The organism is Methylophilus methylotrophus DSM 46235 = ATCC 53528 (assembly GCF_000378225.1).
Taxonomy (GTDB): domain Bacteria; phylum Pseudomonadota; class Gammaproteobacteria; order Burkholderiales; family Methylophilaceae; genus Methylophilus; species Methylophilus methylotrophus.
In genome coordinates this window covers 849,433-870,887 of the sequence record NZ_KB905141.1, presented here as the reverse complement: position 1 = coordinate 870,887, position 21,455 = coordinate 849,433, and the positions used below count along the sequence as shown (strand labels likewise).

The 21,455-nt window shown below is 51.5% G+C and carries 23 protein-coding genes and 1 tRNA gene; 13 read left to right on the top strand and 11 right to left on the bottom strand.

Going from position 1 to position 21,455, the window contains the following annotated elements:
- Positions 1-21: 21 nt before the first annotated feature.
- From F463_RS0104215 to F463_RS0104205, 3 genes are read right to left on the bottom strand one after another with little or no spacing between them, the layout of a single operon-like run.
- Entirely contained in the window at positions 22-558 is a 537-nt protein-coding gene (locus F463_RS0104215) for a YggT family protein (protein ID WP_245545128.1), read from the bottom strand.
- An 11-nt stretch (positions 559-569) separates the two neighbouring features.
- Positions 570-1,403: a pyrroline-5-carboxylate reductase gene (proC, locus tag F463_RS0104210; RefSeq protein WP_018985804.1), complete on the bottom strand. Its 834-nt coding sequence runs from the start codon at positions 1,401-1,403 to the stop codon at positions 570-572.
- 4 nt (positions 1,404-1,407) lie between these two features.
- Positions 1,408-2,124: a YggS family pyridoxal phosphate-dependent enzyme gene (locus F463_RS0104205; RefSeq protein ID WP_018985803.1), complete on the bottom strand. Its 717-nt coding sequence runs from the start codon at positions 2,122-2,124 to the stop codon at positions 1,408-1,410.
- A gap of 82 nt (positions 2,125-2,206) precedes the next feature.
- Here F463_RS0104205 and F463_RS0104200 point away from each other — a divergent pair, with 82 nt between their 5' ends.
- Both F463_RS0104200 and F463_RS0104195 read left to right on the top strand, forming a co-directional pair.
- Positions 2,207-3,250, top strand: a complete 1,044-nt coding sequence (locus tag F463_RS0104200) for a type IV pilus twitching motility protein PilT (protein ID WP_018985802.1) — start codon at positions 2,207-2,209, stop codon at positions 3,248-3,250.
- 4 nt (positions 3,251-3,254) lie between these two features.
- Positions 3,255-4,415, top strand: coding sequence for a PilT/PilU family type 4a pilus ATPase (locus F463_RS0104195; protein ID WP_018985801.1), 1,161 nt, complete (start codon positions 3,255-3,257; stop codon positions 4,413-4,415).
- A 66-nt stretch (positions 4,416-4,481) separates the two neighbouring features.
- On the opposite strand, the gene F463_RS0104190 is transcribed toward F463_RS0104195, so the two are convergent.
- Genes F463_RS0104190 through F463_RS0104160 form a run of 7 tightly spaced genes read right to left on the bottom strand, consistent with a single transcriptional unit; the run spans position 4,482 to position 10,087 of the window.
- On the bottom strand, positions 4,482-5,774 hold the full coding sequence (locus F463_RS0104190) for a dihydroorotase (RefSeq protein ID WP_018985800.1): 1,293 nt from the start codon (positions 5,772-5,774) through the stop codon (positions 4,482-4,484).
- The gene (locus F463_RS0104185; RefSeq protein WP_018985799.1) at positions 5,771-6,727 is read right to left on the bottom strand and encodes an aspartate carbamoyltransferase catalytic subunit; all 957 of its coding nucleotides are present in this window, start codon (positions 6,725-6,727) and stop codon (positions 5,771-5,773) included. The genes F463_RS0104190 and F463_RS0104185 overlap by 4 nt, the downstream gene beginning before the upstream one ends.
- Complete coding sequence (gene pyrR / locus F463_RS0104180) at positions 6,720-7,274, bottom strand: bifunctional pyr operon transcriptional regulator/uracil phosphoribosyltransferase PyrR (RefSeq protein WP_018985798.1); 555 nt, start codon at positions 7,272-7,274, stop codon at positions 6,720-6,722. The genes F463_RS0104185 and pyrR overlap by 8 nt, the downstream gene beginning before the upstream one ends.
- A 12-nt stretch (positions 7,275-7,286) precedes the next feature.
- Positions 7,287-7,790, bottom strand: a complete 504-nt coding sequence (gene ruvX, locus F463_RS0104175; RefSeq protein WP_018985797.1) for a Holliday junction resolvase RuvX — start codon at positions 7,788-7,790, stop codon at positions 7,287-7,289.
- Positions 7,783-8,388, bottom strand: coding sequence for a YqgE/AlgH family protein (locus F463_RS0104170; protein ID WP_018985796.1), 606 nt, complete (start codon positions 8,386-8,388; stop codon positions 7,783-7,785). The genes ruvX and F463_RS0104170 overlap by 8 nt, the downstream gene beginning before the upstream one ends.
- Positions 8,388-9,494 (bottom strand): bifunctional 3,4-dihydroxy-2-butanone-4-phosphate synthase/GTP cyclohydrolase II, encoded by a 1,107-nt coding sequence (ribBA, locus tag F463_RS0104165; protein WP_018985795.1) that lies wholly within the window; start codon positions 9,492-9,494, stop codon positions 8,388-8,390. Before ribBA ends, F463_RS0104170 begins: the two co-directional genes overlap by 1 nt.
- Positions 9,494-10,087 carry a riboflavin synthase gene (locus tag F463_RS0104160; RefSeq protein ID WP_018985794.1) on the bottom strand — a complete coding sequence of 198 codons (594 nt, stop codon included), beginning with the start codon at positions 10,085-10,087 and terminating at the stop codon, positions 9,494-9,496. Before F463_RS0104160 ends, ribBA begins: the two co-directional genes overlap by 1 nt.
- An 80-nt stretch (positions 10,088-10,167) precedes the next feature.
- Between F463_RS0104160 and ypfJ the strand changes: the two genes are divergently transcribed.
- The 4 genes from ypfJ (at position 10,168) to F463_RS0104140 (ending at position 13,840) form a co-directional block, all read left to right on the top strand.
- The gene (gene ypfJ, locus F463_RS0104155) at positions 10,168-11,004 is read left to right on the top strand and encodes a KPN_02809 family neutral zinc metallopeptidase (RefSeq protein ID WP_018985793.1); all 837 of its coding nucleotides are present in this window, start codon (positions 10,168-10,170) and stop codon (positions 11,002-11,004) included.
- Positions 11,005-11,175: 171 nt separating this feature from the next.
- Positions 11,176-11,775 (top strand): NUDIX domain-containing protein, encoded by a 600-nt coding sequence (locus F463_RS0104150; protein ID WP_018985792.1) that lies wholly within the window; start codon positions 11,176-11,178, stop codon positions 11,773-11,775.
- Between the two features lie 2 nt (positions 11,776-11,777).
- A complete protein-coding gene (locus F463_RS0104145) occupies positions 11,778-12,608 on the top strand; it encodes a Rossmann-fold NAD(P)-binding domain-containing protein (RefSeq protein ID WP_018985791.1) in 831 nt (276 codons plus the stop codon).
- A gap of 11 nt (positions 12,609-12,619) precedes the next feature.
- Entirely contained in the window at positions 12,620-13,840 is a 1,221-nt protein-coding gene (locus F463_RS0104140; protein WP_018985790.1) for a lytic murein transglycosylase, read from the top strand.
- 3 nt (positions 13,841-13,843) lie between these two features.
- Here F463_RS0104140 and F463_RS0104135 read toward each other — a convergent pair whose 3' ends face one another.
- Positions 13,844-14,506: a 2OG-Fe(II) oxygenase gene (locus tag F463_RS0104135; RefSeq protein WP_018985789.1), complete on the bottom strand. Its 663-nt coding sequence runs from the start codon at positions 14,504-14,506 to the stop codon at positions 13,844-13,846.
- 94 nt (positions 14,507-14,600) lie between these two features.
- On the opposite strand from F463_RS0104135, the gene F463_RS0104130 reads away from it, so the two are divergent.
- The 7 genes from F463_RS0104130 (at position 14,601) to pheT (ending at position 21,423) form a co-directional block, all read left to right on the top strand.
- Positions 14,601-14,677, top strand: a tRNA-Val gene (locus F463_RS0104130).
- A gap of 91 nt (positions 14,678-14,768) precedes the next feature.
- Positions 14,769-16,691, top strand: a complete 1,923-nt coding sequence (thrS, locus tag F463_RS0104125) for a threonine--tRNA ligase (RefSeq protein ID WP_018985788.1) — start codon at positions 14,769-14,771, stop codon at positions 16,689-16,691.
- Between the two features lie 37 nt (positions 16,692-16,728).
- Positions 16,729-17,301 carry a translation initiation factor IF-3 gene (gene infC, locus F463_RS0104120; RefSeq protein ID WP_081620782.1) on the top strand — a complete coding sequence of 191 codons (573 nt, stop codon included), beginning with the start codon at positions 16,729-16,731 and terminating at the stop codon, positions 17,299-17,301.
- A gap of 84 nt (positions 17,302-17,385) precedes the next feature.
- Positions 17,386-17,583 (top strand): 50S ribosomal protein L35, encoded by a 198-nt coding sequence (gene rpmI / locus F463_RS0104115; RefSeq protein WP_018985786.1) that lies wholly within the window; start codon positions 17,386-17,388, stop codon positions 17,581-17,583.
- Between the two features lie 10 nt (positions 17,584-17,593).
- Positions 17,594-17,953, top strand: coding sequence for a 50S ribosomal protein L20 (gene rplT, locus F463_RS0104110; RefSeq protein WP_018985785.1), 360 nt, complete (start codon positions 17,594-17,596; stop codon positions 17,951-17,953).
- A gap of 74 nt (positions 17,954-18,027) precedes the next feature.
- Positions 18,028-19,029 carry a phenylalanine--tRNA ligase subunit alpha gene (gene pheS / locus F463_RS0104105; RefSeq protein ID WP_018985784.1) on the top strand — a complete coding sequence of 334 codons (1,002 nt, stop codon included), beginning with the start codon at positions 18,028-18,030 and terminating at the stop codon, positions 19,027-19,029.
- Positions 19,030-19,074: 45 nt separating this feature from the next.
- Entirely contained in the window at positions 19,075-21,423 is a 2,349-nt protein-coding gene (gene pheT, locus F463_RS0104100) for a phenylalanine--tRNA ligase subunit beta (protein ID WP_018985783.1), read from the top strand.
- Positions 21,424-21,455 lie beyond the last annotated feature (32 nt).

Sequence of the window (21,455 nt, the reverse complement as noted above, 5' to 3'; positions counted from 1 at the left end):
TCGCCCTATGTGAACGCATGGCTAGAGAATGCTTACCGCCAGGCCCGGCAATACAATGCGGCTGATCATCTGCAACAAAAGCAGTGCTACCAGCGCCGAAAAATCAAAGCCTTGAATCGCGGGTAATACGCGGCGCAAAGGATCAAGAATGGGCGAGGATAACTGGTTCAGCACACCATAAATCGGACTGTAAGGATTGACCCAGCTTAATATCGCCATCAGCAAGATCGCATAAAAAAATACATCTACCATCTGCCCCAGTACCCCAAACACGGCTTGCCATACCCAAAACACAGGTGAAACGGGCGCACCTGCCAACAATGTTAACAGCGCAAATAAAACAATCTGCATCAGTAATGCCAGCAATAGCGTAGAGAGGTCCCATTGCCTGACCGGCCGGATGATTTTGCGTGCTGGTTTCACCATAAAATCAGTCAGTGCCATGGTCATCTGCCCCAGCGGATTCTGAAATGAAGTGCGTGTCCATTGCATTAAAAAACGCAGTACCAGCAGAAATGTGAGAATGCCAAAGGCGGCATTGAGTAAAAAGGTGGTCATATTGTGCAGCATTATGCTTGGGCTCCCAGTTGATCGCCGAGTTCTTTGGCGCGACGTGCAGCCTGCTCGGCTGCATGTCGCATCATGCCATGAATATCATGCTGGCGCATACTGATCAAGCCTTGCTCGGTAGTGCCACCCTTGGAGGTCACTTGCTCACGCAAGGTCGCGACGGGGGTTGCACTGCCTGCTGCCAACAAGCTGGCACCTTTAAAGGTGGCCAAGCTGAGTTTGAGTGACTGTTCTTCAGTCAGGCCTAAACTTACGCCAGCAGCCGTCAGCGCCTCTATCATCAAAAACACATAGGCCGGGCCGCTACCAGAAATGGCGGTCACGGCATCGAGTTGCGCTTCATTATCCAGCCAGACCACATCTCCAGCCGCTTGCAACAGCATATCTGCCAGTTCGCGTTGTGCCGGGGATACGGCCGAAAGGGCATAGGCGCCGGTGATGCCAGCCTGGATTTGCGCTGGTGTGTTTGGCATGGTACGAATGATGGTGGCGTAACCATTTAACCAGCGGCTCAAGTCTGCCGTGCGTATGCCGGCGGCCACTGAAATCACCAGTTGGGATTGCAAAAATGGCGCCAGCGCTTGTGCCACGCTATGTAATTGCTGCGGTTTGACGGCCAGTACAATCACATCGACAGCCAGCGAGCCTGCAGTCAGGCTGGCACTGGTATGGACACCTAGCGTGCCTTGTAAATGCTCGTGTTTGGCCGTATCCGGGTCAATGACGGTGATATTGTGCATGGCAAATGCGCGTTGTTGCAGGCCTATCATCAAGGCCTGTGCCATATTGCCGCCGCCAATAAAGGCGATACGAGTGGCTGAAAGTGAGTACATGTAATTAGTTTCCTTCTGTCACTGAATCTGGTTGAGGTTTAGGGGGACGTACGCCAAAAATGGCAGCGCCGACGCGAACCAGGGTCGCGCCTTCGGCAATCGCGGCGGTAAAATCTCCGCTCATGCCCATGGATAAAGTATCCAGTTGCAGGCCATGATGATTCAACTGCTCAAACAAGGCGCGCACCTGCCGAAATTGGTCACGCTGCTGCTCAAAGTCATTACAAGGGGCAGGAATCGCCATCAAGCCACGCAGCTGCAGGTGCGGCAACTGTTTGATATTTAAGGCGAGTTCTAGCAGCTCCTGCCCACTGGCACCACTTTTGCTTGCTTCTTCGCTAATGTTTACTTGCAGGCAAATGTTTAATGGCGCCAGTTCTGGCGGGCGTGCATCTGACAGGCGCTGAGCAATTTTAAGGCGGTCTACCGAGTGTACCCAGTCAAAATGACGGGCAATTGGCTGTGTTTTATTGCTTTGAATCGGTCCGATAAAGTGCCATGCTATTGCACAGTCCTGTAATTGCGCCTGTTTTGTCAGTGCCTCTTGCAGGTAGTTTTCGCCAAAAATTGTTTGGCCAGCCTCAAACGCAGTACGGATGGCTTGTGCCGATTGTGCTTTGCTGACTGCGCAAAGTGTGACTGATTGCGCAGCATGAAAACGTGCCCGCGCGTCAGCAATTTGCTGGCCGATGGAAATAAGGTTGTCAGAAATAGCGGTCATGGTGGCTAAATAAAGCGGGTTTTTAAGCGCTCAGAATACAAAAAACGAAGCAACATTATATAAATAATCACTGGAGTCGATTGTGGATATTTCAGATTTATTGGCATTTTCAGTTAAAAATAAAGCCTCGGACTTGCACTTGTCTTCTGGCCTGCCGCCGATGATTCGCGTACATGGCGATGTGCGTAAAATCAATTTACCTGCCATGGAGCATGCTGAAGTACACCGCATGCTGTATGACATCATGAACGACAGCCAGCGCAAGGTGTATGAAGAAACGCTGGAATGCGACTTTTCGTTTGAGATTCCAGACCTGGCGCGTTTCCGGGTCAACGCGTTTAACCAGCAACGCGGTGCCGGTGCGGTATTCCGTACCATTCCTAGCAAGGTGCTGACGCTGGATGAGTTAAATGCGCCCAAGGTGTTCAAGGACATAGCAGATACGCCACGCGGGATTGTGCTCGTTACAGGTCCGACTGGTTCTGGTAAGTCCACCACATTGGCGGCGATGATTGATTACATCAATGAAACGCAGATGTCGCACGTGCTTACCGTGGAAGACCCGATCGAATTTGTACATACCTCCAAAAAATCCCTGATTAACCAGCGTGAAGTCGGGCCGCATACGCAGTCCTTTGAAAATGCCTTGCGTTCCGCCTTGCGTGAAGACCCGGACGTGATCCTGGTGGGTGAGATGCGTGACCTGGAAACCATCCGCCTGGCACTGACTGCGGCTGAAACCGGCCATCTGGTGTTTGGTACCTTACATACCAGTTCCGCCGCCAAAACCATAGACCGGGTGGTTGACGTGTTCCCGGCCGCTGAGAAAGAAATGGTGCGTTCCATGTTGTCTGAATCCCTGCGTGCGGTGATTTCACAAACGCTCTGTAAAACCAAGGATGAGCAAGGTCGTGTCGCGGCGCACGAAATCATGATGGGCACGCCGGCTATTCGTAACCTCATCCGCGAGAACAAGATTGCCCAGATGTATTCTGCGATTCAGACCGGTCAGAGCATGGGCATGCAAACCCTGGACCAAAACCTGCAAGACCTGGTTAAACGCAATGTGATCAGTGCTGCTGAAGCACGCACGAAGGCCGCCAACCGTGACGCTATCATCGGCTAACAATATGGAGAGTACGCAAACGGTGGGCGATCACGCTCAGACGGAGAAATTCGTCAACGACTTGCTCAAGCTTATGATCACGCGCAAGGCGTCAGACTTGTTCATTACGGCTGGTTTTCCACCTGCGATGAAGATAGACGGCAAGCTGACCCCCGTCTCATCGCAAACGCTGAACACCCAGCAAACCGCAGAAATCGCGCGTACCGTCATGAATGACAAGCAGGCGCAAGAGTTCAAGGAGACGCTGGAGTGTAATTTTGCTATCAGCATGCCTTCTGTCGGCCGATTCCGCGTCAATGCTTTCATCCAGCGTAGCGCCGTTGGGCTGGTATTCCGGGTGATTAATACCAATATTCCCAAATTTGATGATTTGAAGTTACCTCCCATCCTCAAGGATGTGGTCATGGCCAAACGCGGGTTGATCATTTTTGTGGGCGGTACCGGTTCCGGTAAATCGACCTCCATGGCTGCAATGCTGGGGCACCGTAACGAAAGCAGTTACGGCCACATTATTACGATTGAAGACCCGGTCGAATTTATTCATGGTCACAAAAACTGCATAGTGACGCAACGTGAAGTGGGGGTGGATACCGAGAGCTGGCATGCTGCGCTCAAGAACACATTGCGTCAGGCGCCGGATGTGATCATGATCGGTGAGATTCGCGACCGTGAAACCATGGATTACGCGATTGCCTTCTCTGAGACTGGACACTTGTGCCTGGCAACCCTGCATGCCAACAGCACCAACCAGGCACTGGACAGGATTATCAACTTTTTCCCTGAGGAGCGCCGCCAGCAGTTACTGATGGACTTGTCCTTGAACCTGCGTTGTATCGCTTCACAACGTCTTATTCCCAAACTGGATAGCAGTGGCCGCGTGGCTGCCGTAGAGGTGTTGCTGCATTCACCGCTGATCTCAGACCTGATTTACAAGGGAGATGTCCATGCCATCAAGGAAATTATGGCCAAATCCCGTGAGCTGGGCATGCAAACCTTTGACCAGGCCCTGTTTGATTTATTTGAGTCTGGGCAGATCAGTTATGACGATGCCTTGCGTAACGCAGACTCGGTCAATGATTTGCGGCTCAAGTTTAAATTGAACAGCAAACTCATGAACCCTGAAAACCAGGAACGCGGGCAGATTTCTAATCTGGATATCCTGTAAGCCAGGCAGTTGTCCAAGAAAAACGCCTGCGATGAGATGTCGCAGGCGTTTTGTTTTGGCAACTCATTAAGCCAGTAGCAAAGTTTCCTGCTGGAATACCAGATTGCCTTGTGTGAGCGTAGCGGTGACCTTGCCAGTGACGGCATGATTCACAAAAGGCGTATTCTTGCCCTGGCTCATCAATGCGCGACCATCGACACGCCACTCCATTTCCGGGTCGTAAACGACCACATCGGCAGTCGCTCCAACTTGCAAATTGCCGGCGCCAATGCCAAGAATTTCTGCAGGAATCTGAGTGATTTTCGCCAAGGCCTGGCTAGGTGCCAATTTGGCTTGTGCTGCCCATTTCAATGCCAAGGGTAATAGTAATTCAAGCGCAGAAGCACCAGGGTGAGACTCAGCAAAAGGCAGGGCTTTGGCGTCATCATCGACCGGCGTATGGTCAGAGCAAATGGCGTCCAGGGTGCCATCAAGCAGGCCGGCACGTAAAGCATCGCGGTCTCGTTGGGTGCGTACTGGCGGTTTCAGGTGCACCATGCTGTCAAAGAAGCCGATATCCATATCGGTGAGGTGCAAATGCTGGATACTCACATCCGCGGTGATTTGCATACCTGATTGTTTGGCCTGGCGTATGAGCTCCACCGATTCTGCGGTAGAGACCCTGGCGATATGCAGCTTGGCACCTGTGGCCTGGGCAATGCGCAGCATGGTTTGCAAGGCAATACTTTCTGCCGCAGAAGGAATGCCTTTTAAACCCAGCCGTGATGCCACTTCGCCATCATGTGCGACCCCATTTTTTGCCAGGTAAGGATCTTCAGCCCTCATAAACAATGTGTAACCAAAGGTGGCTGCATATTCAAACGCGCGCCATAACACCTGTGTGTCAACAATGGCTGTATCCGCCTGGGAGAAGCCGACGCAGCCTGCAGCAGTCAGGGCATACATTTCCGTGAGCAGCTGGCCTTGCAACTGGCGAGTGACCGCACCCAGCGGATACACATGCGCCAGAGCCTGTGATTTGGCGCGGTGCTTGAGCATTTCAACCAGGCCAGGTTCATCGAGTACGGGGTCCGTGTCCGGCGGACAGGCCAGGCTGGTCACGCCGCCAGCCATGGCAGCACGCAGTTCACTGAGCAACGTGGCTTTGTATTCACTGCCAGGTTCACGCAGGCGAGCACATAAATCGACCAGGCCAGGCAAGACCCATTTGCCAGAGGCATCAAGCGTCTGGTCAGCCTTGAATCCTGCGGGCGCATCGCCAAGTGCCACAATCTTGCCGCCACTGATATACAGGTCTTTGACCTGATCCAGTTGCTGGCTGGCATCCATCAGGCGGCCCTGTTTGATTACGATATTCATGCGGCGTTGCCTCCCCCAAGAATTGCCATCACCGCCATGCGGACTGCGATACCATAAGTCACTTGCGGCAGGATGACTGATTGTTTGCCATCTGCCACCGCCGAATCAATTTCCACGCCACGGTTCATGGGGCCCGGATGCATGACAATGGCATCCGGCCTCGCCAGCGCCAGCCGCTCCGGAGTCAAACCGAAGGTCTGGAAGAATTCCTGCGAGCTCGGCAGCAGGGCGCCAGACATGCGCTCGTTTTGCAGGCGCAGCATCATGACCACATCCACATCTTTCAGGCCTTGTTCCATATTGTGGAAGACTTGCACGCCTAGCTTTTCGACATCTGAAGGCAGCAAGGTGCGTGGTGCAATCACGCGGATTTCAGGCACACCCAAAGTCGTCAACGCATGGATTTCGCTACGGGCTACCCGGGAATGCAGCACATCGCCGACAATTGCCACGCGCAGGTTGTGCATTTCGGGCTTGTATTTGCGGATGGTAAAGACATCAAGCAGTCCCTGAGTTGGATGTGCATGACGGCCATCGCCTGCGTTAATCACGCTGATATGCGGGGGCACATGTTGCGCAATAAAATGCGCAGCGCCACTTTGCTGGTGGCGCACCACAAACATGTCGGCATGCATCGCGATGAGGTTGTTCACCGTATCCAGGATGGTCTCGCCCTTGGACTGCGATGAGGTGCTGACATTGAGGTTAAGCACATCTGCCGATAATCGCTTGGCGGCAATTTCAAAAGTAGTCCGCGTGCGGGTGCTATTCTCAAAGAAAATGTTACAGACTGTTTTTCCGCGCAGTAACGGTACTTTTTTGACTTCACGCTCGGCCACGCCGACAAAATTTTCGGCAGTGTCGAGAATGTCTGTCAGAATGCGCTTGGGCAATCCTTCAATACTGAGCAGGTGTTGCAGTTGGCCCTGTGCGTTGAGTTGCGGGTTATACATTGGCGTCATCTCCACTATTCGAAGACGGATTGACAGACGGGTCGGATTCCGAGATGCTGAGACTCAGTCGTCCCAGGGTATTTATTGTCAGTTCAAATGCTTGATGGGCCTGTAATGGCAGTTCTGCACCCACCATATCAGGCCGTATAGGTAACTCAGCGCCGCCACGGTTGATCAGCGCCGCCAGTTTGACCGAGGCAGGGCGTCCGTAATCAAACAATTCATTCATGACGGCACGTGTCGTACGGCCAGTATAAAAAATGTCATCAATGAGGATGATATGTTTGCCATTGACATCGAACGGGATATGGGCCGGTTGGGCGGCTGTTTTAAGCCCGCGTTTTGCATAGTCATCGCGGTACATGGCCGCGTCCATTTTGCCATGGACAATGTCATGTCCAAGCTCTGCCTGCAAGCGCTGGAGCAGTTTCTCCATTAGCCATACGCCACCAGTATAAATGCCAACCAGAGCAGTGCTGTCCTCTATTTGTGGCTTAAGTTGGGCGTATAAACGATCCAGTAATTGTTCGGGGTCTGGTAGTCTCATGAGAGTGTTGTGCTATGCACGTCCGTGATAAGCATTAAAATAGGATTGTAATATAGTTTGTGCGGCAACCTGATCCAGAAGCGCCTTTTGCGCGCGGCCTCTCACACCCGCCTCGCGTAATGATTGGGAGGCCTCAGCTGAAGAGAGGCGCTCGTCCACCATCATGACGGGCAAGTTAAACCGGCCTTCCAGACGCTGGGCAAATTTTTGGGCAAGTGCAGTCATGGCATGCGTCTCGCCGTCCAGAGACATTGGTAAACCAACAATCAGCAGCGCAGGTTGCCATTCATTCAGTAGTGCTTCGATTTGCGCAAATTTTGCAGCATTTTCCTCTGTCTCTATGGTGAGTAGTGGATGCGCCAGTTTGAGCAGCGTGTCGCCGACAGCCACACCTATGCGTTTTTCACCGAAATCGAAACCAAGCACTGTGCCAGTGACATCCGGATAGCGGCGTTGGGTAATCGGTAAATGGCTTTGGTTGAGGGGCTGTTTGCCGGGCTTTGCCGCATCAGGCATGACCAGCCACCTCAGACAGGGTAGCGAAGTCCACGCCCAGTTGTTGCATGGCCCAGGTGAGCTTGTCGTCATTGGGCAGCTTGAAAATCAGTTTGTGCAATTGCTGGTCATCCGCCAGTGGCAAGGTCAGCCAGGTATTGGCCTGAATTTCTTCTTCCAGTTGACCCGCTGACCAACCGGTATAGCCAAGTGCGATAAACATGTCCTGTGGTGCTTCGTCGCGTGCGGCGGCTTCCAGGATATCTTTGGAAGAAGTCATGGCAAGACCCTCAGACAGGTCTAGTGTGGTATTGAATTCGGTTGCCGGGGTATGTAAGACGAAACCGCGCTCTACCTGGACGGGGCCGCCAAAATGGACCTGTCTCTCCTGCTGCTGCGGCACATGACACTCCATATCCAATTGTTCAAACAGGTCGCCAACATTCAGTTGCAGGGGATGATTAAGTATCATGCCCATGGCCCCATCCTGGTCATGATTGCAGACCAGGATCACGCTTTTGCTGAAGTAAGGGTCTTCCATGGCAGGCATGGCAATGAGAATCTGGCCAGTCAGGTTTAGCCGTATCTCTTCGGTATTCAAGCTTAACTGTTCACTCATCACGCGCTGACTTCTTCTGCACTCAAATAACCGGTAATTTCCAGGCCAAATCCATCCATGCTGGGCATTTTGCGCGGGGCAGCCATCAGGCGCATCTTTTTCACGCCTAGGTCGAGCAGGATCTGGGAGCCGATACCATAGTTACGCAGTTCCTGGTTGAGCACCATCTTCTGGTCTGCACGCAGGATGCGGTCGGTCAGCGCCAAGCCATCTTCGTCATGGTTGATCAGCACCATCACACCGCAGGGTGCAGAGCTGATCACGCGCATGGCATGCAACAGGTTCCAGCTGTGTGACTCATGGCTTTTATCTAGCAGGTCTATCATGGAAAGCGGCTCGTGGACACGCACCAGTACTTCATTATTGGCTTGCAGGTCGCCTTTGACCAATACCAGGTGGGTTTCCTGCGCGATATTGTCGCGGTAGGCGATTAAACGCATTGGGCCATACACAGTTTCAATATTGCGCTCGGCGCTACGTTCAATCAGTGTTTCATGCGCAGCACGGTAATGGATCAGGTCAGCAATAGTGCCGATTTTGATATCGTGCTCAGCGGCCACCTGCATCAGGTCAGGCAGGCGCGCCATTTCGCCATCGTCTTTCAAGATTTCGCAAATCACGCTGGCTGGTTCACAACCAGCGAGCTGCGCGAGGTCACAGCCCGCTTCGGTATGCCCGGCGCGTACGAGCACGCCGCCATTCATGGCAGATAGCGGAAAAATATGGCCAGGACTGACGATGCTGTTGGCATTAGCCTGTTTGGCAATCGCAGCGCGTATGGTGGTGGCACGGTCAGCAGCAGAAATGCCGGTCGTGACGCCCTCGGCTGCTTCAATGGATACGGTGAAATTAGTCCCAAGACGGGTGCCATTTTTTTGTACCATGGGAGGTAAGTTCAATTGTCGGCAGCGTTGTTCGGTCAGGGTCAGGCAAATCAGGCCACGGCCATATTTGGCCATGAAATTGATATGTTCTGCGGTGACGAATTCTGCGGCAATGACAAAATCACCTTCATTTTCCCTGTGCTCGTCATCCACCAGAATCACCATTTTACCGGCACGGATATCGGCGACAATTGCTTCGATAGGGCTAATTTGCGCCGACATTACTCTTGCTCCCAGGCTTGCATGCGCTCGACATAACGCGCAATCAGGTCTATTTCGAGGTTAACGGGGTCACCGGTTTTGGCGAACTGCATCATGGTGTGTTGCATGGTGTGAGGGATCAGGTTAATGCCGACTTCGTCCTGTACAATTTCGTTTACGGTCAGACTGATGCCGTTGACGCAGAGCGAGCCTTTTTTCGCAACATACTTGCTAATCGCGTGCGGCAGCTGAACCTTCAATAACCAGCATTCACCCTCTTCTTGCAGGGTAGTGATGGTGCCAATCCCATCGACATGCCCTGTCACCAGGTGGCCACCCAGCCTGTCAGAAAGGCGCAAGGCTTTTTCGAGGTTGACAGGACCAGGTTGGTGCAAACCAGTCGTCACGTCCAGCGTGGCTTTGGATACCATGACCTGAAAGCTATGTGAGTTGAAGTCAGTTACCGTGAGGCAAACCCCATTGACGGCAATACTGTCACCCAATTGAACATCTTCCATTCCTAACTCGGCGGCTTCAATGCGTAAAGCGCAATCTTCACCATGAGGAATGACTTCGGCAATCCTGCCGACGGTTTGAATAATCCCAGTAAACATGGTGTGATTTTATCAGTGCTGCATGCTAAAGTAATCACATTCCCTCAACATTTTTCAATCGTAGTGGTCGGGAGATTATTGTGCGCCTAGATGATTTGGAAGAAAGCCAGCATGTCGAAGACAGCCGCGGCAGCGGTTTGATCGGTGGCCGCAGTATTGGCATCGGGACGATTGCGATAGCGCTGGTCGCCATGTATTTAGGCGTGGACCCTAACCTGGTGCTCAATATTGCACATCAGGCCCAGTCTCCTGAACGCTCCCAAGCGGCACCAGCAAATAATAATGATCCCAACGTAAAGTTCGTTTCGCGTGTGTTGTGGAGCACCGAGCAAGTGTGGCAAAGCCTGTTTTCAGCCGCGGGGAGGCAGTACGCACCACCCCACCTGGAGATTTTTGGAGGGGCCACCCAAACGGCGTGTGGGCAAGGCCAGGCAGCCATGGGGCCGTTTTATTGTCCGGCCGACCAAAAGGTCTATATCGATTTAAGTTTTTACCAGGAGCTGCAAGAAAGGTTTAAAGCACCTGGTGATTTTGCCCAGGCGTATGTGATTGCACATGAAGTCGGGCATCACGTACAAAACTTGCTCGGTACGTCCGAAAAAGTGCAGCAGGCCAGGCAACAGGCGCCTTCTGAGGCAGCTTCTAATGCCTATTCTGTGCGTTTGGAGCTGCAGGCGGATTGTTATGCTGGTGTGTGGGCGCATCATGCCGACCAGGAGTTCCGTATCCTAGAAGACGGCGATATTGAAGAGGCTTTGCGTGCTGCCACCGCAATTGGTGATGATGCCCTGCAAAAACAGGCGCAAGGCTATGTTGTTCCCGACAGTTTTACGCATGGTAGTTCCGAGCAGCGCGTGCGCTGGTTCAAACGAGGGTTGCAGTCAGGCCAGGTGAATGATTGCAATACATTTAAATGATTTGCGTAATAAGTGGCTACGCGGGCAAATTGCCGCGTTGCGCGGTACTCTTCACCTCGCCGTCTTCCGTGTACTGTTTCGGTGATTGTGCTCCGTGCGCCTTGCACTTTATCCCGCTCGCTCACTTATTCGGTGTATTTTTAAAATCAGTTTAAGCAGTAGATTTCAGGCATGACAGAAGAAAAAGCAATAGCACACTCAAATGACGACCAGCATCTGGTTGAAACAACCGTCTCCAGTGAAATCATGGCACAGGGCAAAATGCTCACCGTGCGCTACGATGAAGCCCGCTTGCCCAATGGCGTGATCAGTGGGCGTGAATATGTGACGCACCCTGGCGCCGTTGTTGTGATTGCGCTCACGCAAACCGGTGGCGTAGTGCTCGAGCGGCAGTTTCGCTATCCTCTCAAGCAAGTATTTATTGAATTGCCCGCAGGCAAGATAGACGCTGGTGAGCCCGTATTGACGACAGGCCAGCGGGAGTTGCTCGAAGAGACCGGTTATACAGCGCAGGATTGGGTCAAGTTAGGCATACAACATCCCTGTATTGGCTATTCTAACGAGGTGATCCATATCTATCTGGCAACGGGCTTGTCACTTGGCGAACATGCCAGAGATATTGATGAAGCGATGGATGTCTTTGTCTGGCCGTTTGAGCGGGTGATGCAGGCCATAGACGCTGGCGACATTACCGATAGCAAAACCATGTCAGCCATGTTGCTTGCCGAGCGCTATTTGCGTAAACATCCCTTGCCAGGCGTGCAGGTTTAAATATGCGGATATTGCAAGTGGGGTGTGGTGGTTTAGGGTCCTTGATTGCACAGGCGACGCTTGCACAAGGCCATGAACTAACGATTGCCAGGCGTTCGCATAAAGCGGTGCCACCAGGTGCCCAGGTACTTTATCTGGATGTTGTTGCCGGAGAGGGCCTGTCTACCTTGCATACGATAAAAGCCGATATTCTGCTCTATTGTCTGGCACCAGTAGAAGGGCAAAGTTACCAGCAAACCTATGTGGAGGGCCTGCGCCATGTGTTGGCCCATGTTTCACTGAGTCAACTAAAACACGTATTCTTTATTTCCAGCACTGGGGTCTATGGCGAGCAACAGGGGGAATGGATAGATGACGACACGCCAGCTATCCCTGCCGACGCTGAGGGACGAGTGATACTGGAGGCGGAGCGTTTGCTGGATGAGCTGGATTGCGGCCATACTGCACTGCGGGTGTCCGGCATTTACGGGTCCAAGCGATTATATCTGTTGCGACTGTTGCAGAATCCGGCACGCTGGCCAACAAAAACGCACTGGACCAACCGTATCCATGAGTTGGATGTTGCGGCCGCAGTCGTGCATTTATATCAATATTTGGCGGATGGTAAATCATTGCCAAGCCATTGCATATTGACCGATGGACTGCCCGCAGCGCAACACGAAGTATTACAATGGTTAGCAGCGCAACAGAATTTGCCAGCACCGGAAACGCCGCCATTACAGCCGCAATCCGGTAAACGTATCCGTAATGGATTTTTACAGCAAACAGGATTCAAATTGCAGTTTGCAGACTATCGGTCAGGCTATGCCTCGATTTTATCCAGTCTAAAGTAGTGGATCACAGTATGAAAAAAAACGGCAAGTGGCAGGCAGCAGTAAGCACCTTAATGATGACTGGCTTGATGATCGTTGGCCTCATGAGCCATGCCGATGAGGTTGAGGGTTTTCAGTCTTGGCTGGGGATTGTGCGTCAGGAAGCCATCGACCTGCAGATTGCGCCTGAGGCCGTCGATGTGACCTTGAGACAAGCTATTTATCTGCCGCGCGTGATCGAGCTGGATCGCAAACAACCCGAATTTGTGACCAGCTTTTCTGCTTACGTCAATCGTCGCATCAACCCGCGCGTGGTCGCAAAAGGGAAGCAGATGATACAGGATTACCAAGGGGTGCTGTATGTGGTTGAGGAGTTGTACCAGATCCCCAGGGAGGTGCTGGTGGCTTTTTGGGGGCTGGAAACCAATTTTGGCGGTTTTATGGGAGATATCCCACTCGCTTCTGCCTTGGCGACGTTGTCATATGAAGGGCGGCGTGCAGAATTTTTCAAGCGTGAACTATTCAACTTGATGCGTGTGGTCGAGCGCGATCAGCGCTATGATAGTCCGGTAGTGGGCTCGTGGGCGGGGGCGACTGGACATATGCAGTTTATGCCGACGACCTTGCTTAAATATGGTGTAGATGCGGATGCAGATGGCAAAATTGATATCTGGAGTTCTTATCCTGACATTTTTAGCTCTGCGGCCAATTATCTGGTACAAGCCGGATGGCAGCCAGGCAAGCCTGTGAGTTTTCAAGTGTCTTTGCCAGCTGGTTTTGATTACAGCCAGGCGCAGTGGCAGCATAACAAGCCAGTCAGCGAATGGGTGAAAGTCGGAGTGGCTGGCGTGCCTGATAGTGCCTTGAACCTGCCGCAGTCAGCCATCTTGCTGCCCCAGGGCTATGACGGTCCGGCTTATATGGTATTCCCCAACTTTGATGTGATTATGCAGTGGAACCGCTCAGTCAATTATGCACTGGCGGTGGGTTTGCTGAGCCAGCAATTACGCCAGGATACCTATACCTTGCTGATGCCGCCCGAACCGCCCGCACTCAGTTACCAGCAAATGTGGAGTTTGCAGGAAGCACTCAATGCCAGGGGGTTTGATTGCGGCACCCCGGACGGATTTCCTGGTGCCAAGACACAGGCCGCTATCCGGCGCTATCAGGCCAGCAAGGGATTGCCGCAAGACGGCTATGCTGGCGCAGACATCTATAGTCGCCTGACTGCTCAGGCGCAGTCTGCACAGTAATCGCTAGCGGGTTTTAAACCAGCCTGTGACGCTGACGCGTGGCAGGTTCGCTGGCCGCACCTCATGCCAGAATCTGGCCGCTAAAAACAATACCAGCCTGCCGCCTACCGGGGCAATGTCCAGGTGGCTTTCGGTCGAGGCTGGTTTTTCGTGATGCTCATCCAGATATAAACGTAGTTCGCCGCCGGCATCTTCTGGCCAGTGATCGTTCAGGTAAATAATCGAAGTCAGTGTTCGGGTGCCAGGCGCTGGCTGTTCCCCGTGCTGGCGAAACTGGTCAATATGGGTGGCGTAGCCGGCAGAGCCAGCCGGATAAATGGCAAAATGGGTTTCAAATTGATCAAGTCCCATCATCAAATGCCTGTTTGCGGCTTGTTGAACCTCTTGTAATAACCTCAGGTATTGCTGGATGGCGGGATGCGGGTCATCGTTTTCCAGCCAGGCGATCTGGTCGCCGCGTAAATTGGGGTTGGTAATGGCTGATCGGCTGGTGCCTGCCTGGTGCATCTGGCCTTGTTGTTGTCGTTCCAGGGCAATGGCGCGCAAAGCAAGCGTTAATTCAGCAGGTAAAAATTCATCTATGACGCAATATGCTTGCGTTGCCAGGGTATCTATCATGGCATCAAGCATGTCGTCGGGGCGTGAAATGGCAGAGAGGCTGGTCATGCGTATATTATAAGCGGGATACCATTGCCTAACCGCAGGCTTTCGGATAGAATGCGCAACCTTATTGATATGCAGCAAATGCGGTCAATACAATAGTCGCGTAGCTCAGCTGGTTAGAGCACCACCTTGACATGGTGGGGGTCGATGGTTCGAGTCCATTCGCGACTACCACTTAAATTTAAATAAAAGCCGTTATAATTAACGGCTTTTATTATTTGTGCCGTTTGAAAGGCACGTGATTGATCATTTTGACGGATTAGGCATGCCAAATATTCGATTACCCGATGGGTCTGTAAGACAGTTTGAACAAGCCGTGACAGTGGCAGATGTAGCCGCCAATATTGGTACGGGATTGGCAAAAGCTGCCTTGGCTGGCAAGGTCACCCACCCCGGGCAAGAGGCTAAACTGGTCGATACCAGCTATTTGATCGAGCAGGATGTCGACCTCGCCATCATTACTGATAAAAACGATGAAGGCCTGGAGGTGATCCGTCACTCCACGGCGCACTTGCTGGCGTATGCCGTAAAAGAGTTGTTCCCGGATGCGCAAGTGACGATTGGTCCGGTCATTGAAAACGGTTTTTACTATGACTTCAGCTACAAGCGCCCGTTTACGCCTGATGACCTGATAGCCATTGAAAAGAAAATGGCCGAGTTAGCGAAAAAAGACGAAAAGGTCGAGCGCAGGGTGCTGCCGCGCGATGAGGCTGTCGCTTATTTCAAAAGCATTAACGAGCATTACAAAGCAGAGATCATTGCCAGTATCCCCAGCAATGAAGATGTATCGTTGTATTCCGAAGGCGGCTTTACCGACTTGTGCCGCGGACCGCATGTGCCGAATACCGGCAAGCTGAAGGCCTTTAAGTTAATGAAATTGGCTGGTGCTTACTGGCGTGGCGACAGCAATAACGAAATGCTGCAACGCGTGTATGGCACCGCTTGGCGTAATAAGGATGAGCTAGAAGCTTATCTGCACATGCTGGAAGAGGCGGAAAAGCGCGACCACCGTAAACTGGGCAAGCAGTTGGATTTCTTCCATATGCAAGACGATGCGCCTGGCATGGTGTTCTGGCACCCTAAAGGCTGGAGCATCTGGCAAGAGGTTGAGCAGTACATGCGCAACAAGTTTAAAGAATACGGTTACGACGAAGTACGTACGCCAACGGTGATGGACAAGACGCTGTGGGAAAAGTCAGGCCACTGGCAGAACTACCATGACAATATGTTCACTACCAAATCGGAAAACCGCGATTACGCCGTCAAGCCGATGAACTGCCCTGGCCATATCCAGATTTTTAATAGCACCCTGCATAGCTACCGCGATCTGCCGTTACGACTGGCTGAATTTGGTTCCTGTCACCGTAATGAGCCTTCTGGTTCCCTGCATGGCCTGATGCGCGTGCGTGGTTTTACCCAGGATGATGCGCATATTTTCTGCACCGAAAACCAGGTCGAAGCCGAAGTGGCGGATTTCATCAAGATGCTGTATTCGGTCTACCAGGATTTTGGCTTTAACGATGTGCTGGTGAAATTGTCTACCCGCCCCGAAAAACGCGTCGGTAGCGATGACGTATGGGATAAAGCCGAAGCAGCACTGGCAGCGGCGCTGGACCTGAATGGCCTGAAATATGATTTGCAGCCAGGCGAGGGCGCATTTTACGGCCCTAAAATTGAATTCACACTCAAAGATTCGCTCGGCCGTTTGTGGCAATGCGGCACCATACAGCTGGATTTCAACCTGCCTGTGCGCCTGGGTGCTGAATATGTGGATGAAGATAACACCCGCAAACATCCGGTCATGCTGCACCGCGCGATTGTCGGTTCCATGGAGCGTTTCCTGGGGATTTTGATCGAAAACTTTGCGGGTGCGATGCCAACCTGGCTGGCGCCGGTACAGGTCATGGTGCTCAATATTTCTGATAACCAGGCCGATTATGTACGCCAAGTAATTGAAAACTTGAAGAAAAATGGCATTCGATGCGATTTTGACTTGAGAAATGAGAAGATTACCTATAAAATACGCGAACATAGTTTGCAGAAGTTGCCATACCTGATTGTGGTCGGCGACAAGGAAATGCAAAATGGTCAAGTGGCCGTACGTACCAGAAAAGGCGAAGATCTGGGTGTGATGTCAGTAGATGCGTTTGTTGCGCAGATACAGCAAGATATCCAAAACCGGGTCTAATTTCTGGTATTCGTGCGGCTTTGTTTATTGTTAGGGGATTGTTATAGCTCAGGATAAAGATACACGCATCAATGGCGACATTACAGCGCCGCAAGTGCGTTTGATTGGTGTAGATGGCGAACCGTTAGGCGTGATGAGCCTTAAAGAGGCCTTTGCCAAAGCGGAAGAAGCTGATATTGATATTGTTGAAATTGCGCCAAATGCTGCACCGCCTGTGTGCCGTTTGATGGATTATGGCAAATTCAAATACGCCGAGAGCAAGCGTCTGCACGAGCAAAAACTGAAACAAAAACAGGTGCAAATTAAAGAGGTCAAATTCAGACCCGGCACCGATGACGGCGATTACAATATTAAATTACGCAACATCATCCGTTTTTTGGGTGATGGCGATAAAGCAAAAATTACCTTGCGTTTTCGTGGTCGCGAAATTACGCATCAGGAATTTGGTTTGGCTTTGTTAAAACGCCTGGAGGCAGATTTAACAGAGCATGCATTGGTGGAGCAATATCCAAAAATGGAAGGCCGCCAAATGGTGATGGTGTTGGCACCAGCTAAGAAAGTAGTGCCTGTTGCCAAAAAAGGTGAAAAAGCAGCACCGAGCGAAGAATAAAGTTTTAGTAATAAAAATTTTTTGGAGTAATACGGCTAAATTGGCTGCCTAGTTACTCTCTATTTAACCTCTAAGGAGAAAAAAATGCCAAAGATGAAGACAAAGAGCAGCGCGAAAAAGCGCTTCAAGTTCTTGGGTAACGGTAAAGTGAAGCGTACACACTCTCACTTGCGCCACATCCTGACCAAGAAAACCACCAAGCAAAAACGTAAACTGCGCGGTACTGCAATTATTTCTGCGACCGACGTGAAACGCGTTCGCGCAATGATGCCAACACAATAAGGAGACCGACATGCCTAGAGTAAAACGTGGTGTCATCGCACGCGCAAAACACAAAAAAGTTTTAAATGCTGCTAAAGGTTACCGTGGTCGTCGTAAGAACGTTTACCGCGTTGCCAAACAGGCGGTCATGAAAGCCGGTCAATACGCATACCGTGACCGTCGTCAGAAAAAACGTCAATTCCGCGCCCTGTGGATTGCCCGTATTAATGCGGCAGCCCGTGAAGCTGGCTTGACATACAGCCGTTTCATGAACGGCCTGAAAAAATCTGCCGTTGAAGTTGACCGTAAAGTACTGGCTGATCTGGCCGTGTTCGACAAAGCTGCTTTTGCCAAATTTGTAGAATTGGCTAAAACAGGTTTAAGCGCCTAATCAGACCTACCAAAAAAAGAGGCTGCGGCCTCTTTTTTTATTTTAATGTGACTTAAAACATAAAGAATTTCACGATGGCTGACCTCAATCACCTAATTGCAGAAGCAGAACTAGACTTTGCTGCTTGCCATGACATCCCGGCACTAGAAAACGCAAAGGCCAAATACCTAGGGAAATCTGGCGCACTCACCGACGCCTTGAAGGGGCTTGGCAAACTGACTGCCGAGGAACGTCCAGCCGCAGGTGCAGCCATTAATGTCGTTAAGCAAGCCGTAGAGAATGCCTTGAATGGCCGCCGTGACAGTATCCTGGCAGCAGCCCAGGCGAAGCAACTAGCCAGTGAAACCATCGATGTGACTTTACCGGCGCGTGCGCAATCCGCTGGTGGCTTACATCCGGTGACGTTGACACTGCGTCGGGTTGAAGAGTTATTCCATTCGATTGGTTTCAGTGTGGCTGATGGCCCGGAAATCGAAACAGACTTTTATAACTTTACTGCACTGAATATCCCGGATAACCATCCGGCGCGTGCCATGCATGATACGTTTTACGTGGATAGTGGCCAAGACAGCATGGAGTACGTATTGCGTACGCATACCTCTCCAGTGCAAGTGCATTACATGGAAAACAACACACCACCTTTGAAGATTATTGCGCCAGGCCGCGTTTACCGGGTGGACTCCGATGCGACACACTCGCCGATGTTCCACCAGGTGGAAGGGTTGTGGGTAGATGAGCAGATCAGCTTTGCCAACCTCAAAGGCGTGGTGCAGGACTTTTTGCAGAAGTTTTTTGAGCGTGATGACCTCACGGTGCGATTCCGTCCTTCTTTCTTTCCGTTTACCGAGCCTTCAGCCGAAATGGATATGAGTTGGAATGGTGGCTGGCTGGAGATTGGTGGCTGTGGCATGGTCCACCCGGAGGTGCTCAAGCATGTGAATATCGACAGCAACAAATATCGCGGCTTTGCGTTTGGGCTGGGTGTGGAACGCCTGGCCATGCTGCGTTATGGCGTTAACGATTTGCGCCATTTCTTTAATAATGATCTGCGCTTCTTGCAGCAGTTTATTAAGTAATTCTAGATCACTCTTAAAACCTGATTAGATAGGTACAGACAAGATATGCAGTTCTCAGAACAATGGTTACGTTCCATGGTGAATCCGGCGCTGGATACCGCGCAACTTGGTCACGCATTGACCATGGCAGGCCTGGAGGTGGAGGAATTAACACCGGTCGCCCCAGCCTTTCAACGCATTGTGGTTGCTGAAATTGTGGAAGCTGCCAGACATCCTGACGCAGACCGTTTGCAAGTCTGTAAGGTGAATGTTGGTGGTGAAGTGCTGCAAATTGTCTGTGGCGCGCCCAATGCGCGTGCTGGCCTCAAAGCGCCATGTGCCTTGGTGGGTGCAGAACTGCCTGGGATTAACATCAAACAAGCCAAAGTTCGTGGCGTAGAGTCTTTTGGCATGATGTGTTCTGCCAAAGAATTGGGTATCGCCACTGAAGCCAACGGTATTCTGGAATTGCCAGTCGATGCGCCCGTCGGTCAGGATATCCGAGAGTACCTGGACTTAAACGACTACACTTATACCTTAAAACTCACGCCTAACCGGGCCGATTGCTTGAGTATTTTAGGCATTGCCAGGGATGTGGTGGCCATGACAGGGACACCGATCACGACGCCAGCAATTCAGTCTGCTGCCATCACTAGCCAGCAGGTTAAAACAGTGGAATTGCAAGCCAAAGATGCTTGCCCAGCCTATTATGGCCGCGCCATTGAAGGTGTCAATGCGCAGGCAAAGACCCCAGACTGGATGGTGCGCAGGCTAGAGCGTAGCGGTATCCGCAGCATCAGTGCATTAGTCGATATTACCAATTATGTGTTGCTGGAATTGGGCCAGCCTATGCATGCGTTTGATTTAAACCTGTTGCAGGGCGATATTCAGGTGCGTTTTGCCCAGGCGGGTGAACAGTTGGCTTTGCTTAACGATACTGAAGTCACGCTTAAAGCCGATGATCTGGTGATCGCTGACGATAATGGTCCGGTTGCTTTGGCCGGTGTAATGGGCGGAAGGCCGACTTCTGTCACGGATGCGACACAGGCCATTTTCCTTGAAAGTGCCTTTTTCACGCCAGATGTGATGGCTGGAAAAGCACGCCGTTTAGGATTGAGCACGGATTCTTCCTACCGTTTTGAACGTGGTGTGGATTTCGGCAATACTTTAAATGCATTGGAGCGTGCCACAGCCCTTGTATTAGAGATTTGTGGCGGGCAGGCAGGCACAGTAACAGCCTTGACCGCACAATTGCCTGCTCGCAAGCAGGTAACTTTGCGTCACAGCTATCTGTTATCCATCCTTGGAATAGAGATCAGCCTGGCGCAAGTGGGCCAGTTACTGACGCAACTCGGCTTTGCCTATACCGAAACCGATGGCGTATTCGAGGTGAGTGCGCCTACTTTCCGTTTTGATATTGCGCGTGAAGAAGACCTGATTGAAGAGGTTGCCCGCCTGCATGGTTATGAGCATATCCCTGCACTGACTCCTGTTGCCCCACAAAGCATGCTGCTTGCGCCAGAGGCCACACGCAGCAAGCATTGGTTGCGTGATGTGATGGTTAACCAGGGTTATCAGGAAGTGGTGACTTATAGTTTTGTTGATGCCTGCTGGGAGCGCGACTTGTATGGTAACGGCCAGCCAATCACCTTGAAAAACCCCATTGCCAGCAATCTGAGCGTTATGCGCTCTGGCTTGTGGGGTGGTTTGCTGGATGCGTTGGATTACAACCTCAAGCGTCAACAATCGCGTGCCATGCTGTTTGAGTTGGGCGCACGTTTTGAAAAAGGCACACAAGGTTTTGTTGAAACGTTGACCTTATCTGGCCTGGTTTATGGCAGCGTACAGCCCGAGCAATGGGCAGCAGAAACCCGCGTCTTTGATTTTTATGATGCCAAAGCCCATGTTGAGGCTTTGTTCGCGCAGCCTGTACGCTTTGTTGTCGAACAGCATCCTGCATTGCATCCAGGCCAGTCTGCCCGCATTTATCTGGGAGATAAGGCAATTGGCTGGCTGGGCAAGCTACATCCGCAATGGCAGCAGCAGTATGGTCTCACCAGTGCCTGCTACTTGTTCGAGTTGGATGCAGATGCCGCATTGGCTACTCAGGTACCTGCCTATGCAGAGGTCAGTAAGTTCTTGCCGGTACGCCGAGATTTAGCCGTCATCGTTGATCAAAATACCTCGGCACAAACCATGATTGATGCCATTATTTCTGAGCAAATTCCGCAGTTGCAAATGGTGAAATTGTTCGATGTTTATCATGGTAAGGGTGTGCCAGAAAACAAAAAAAGCCTTGCATTTCTTGTACTTATGCAAGATACTTGCAAGACCATGGTCGATGAGGAAGTCGATACCATCGTGGCACGAATCCTCAACAACTGGTCATCCAATTTTGCTGCATCACTCAGGTAATCGTTTGGGTAAAACCAAGGATAACAGTTGAT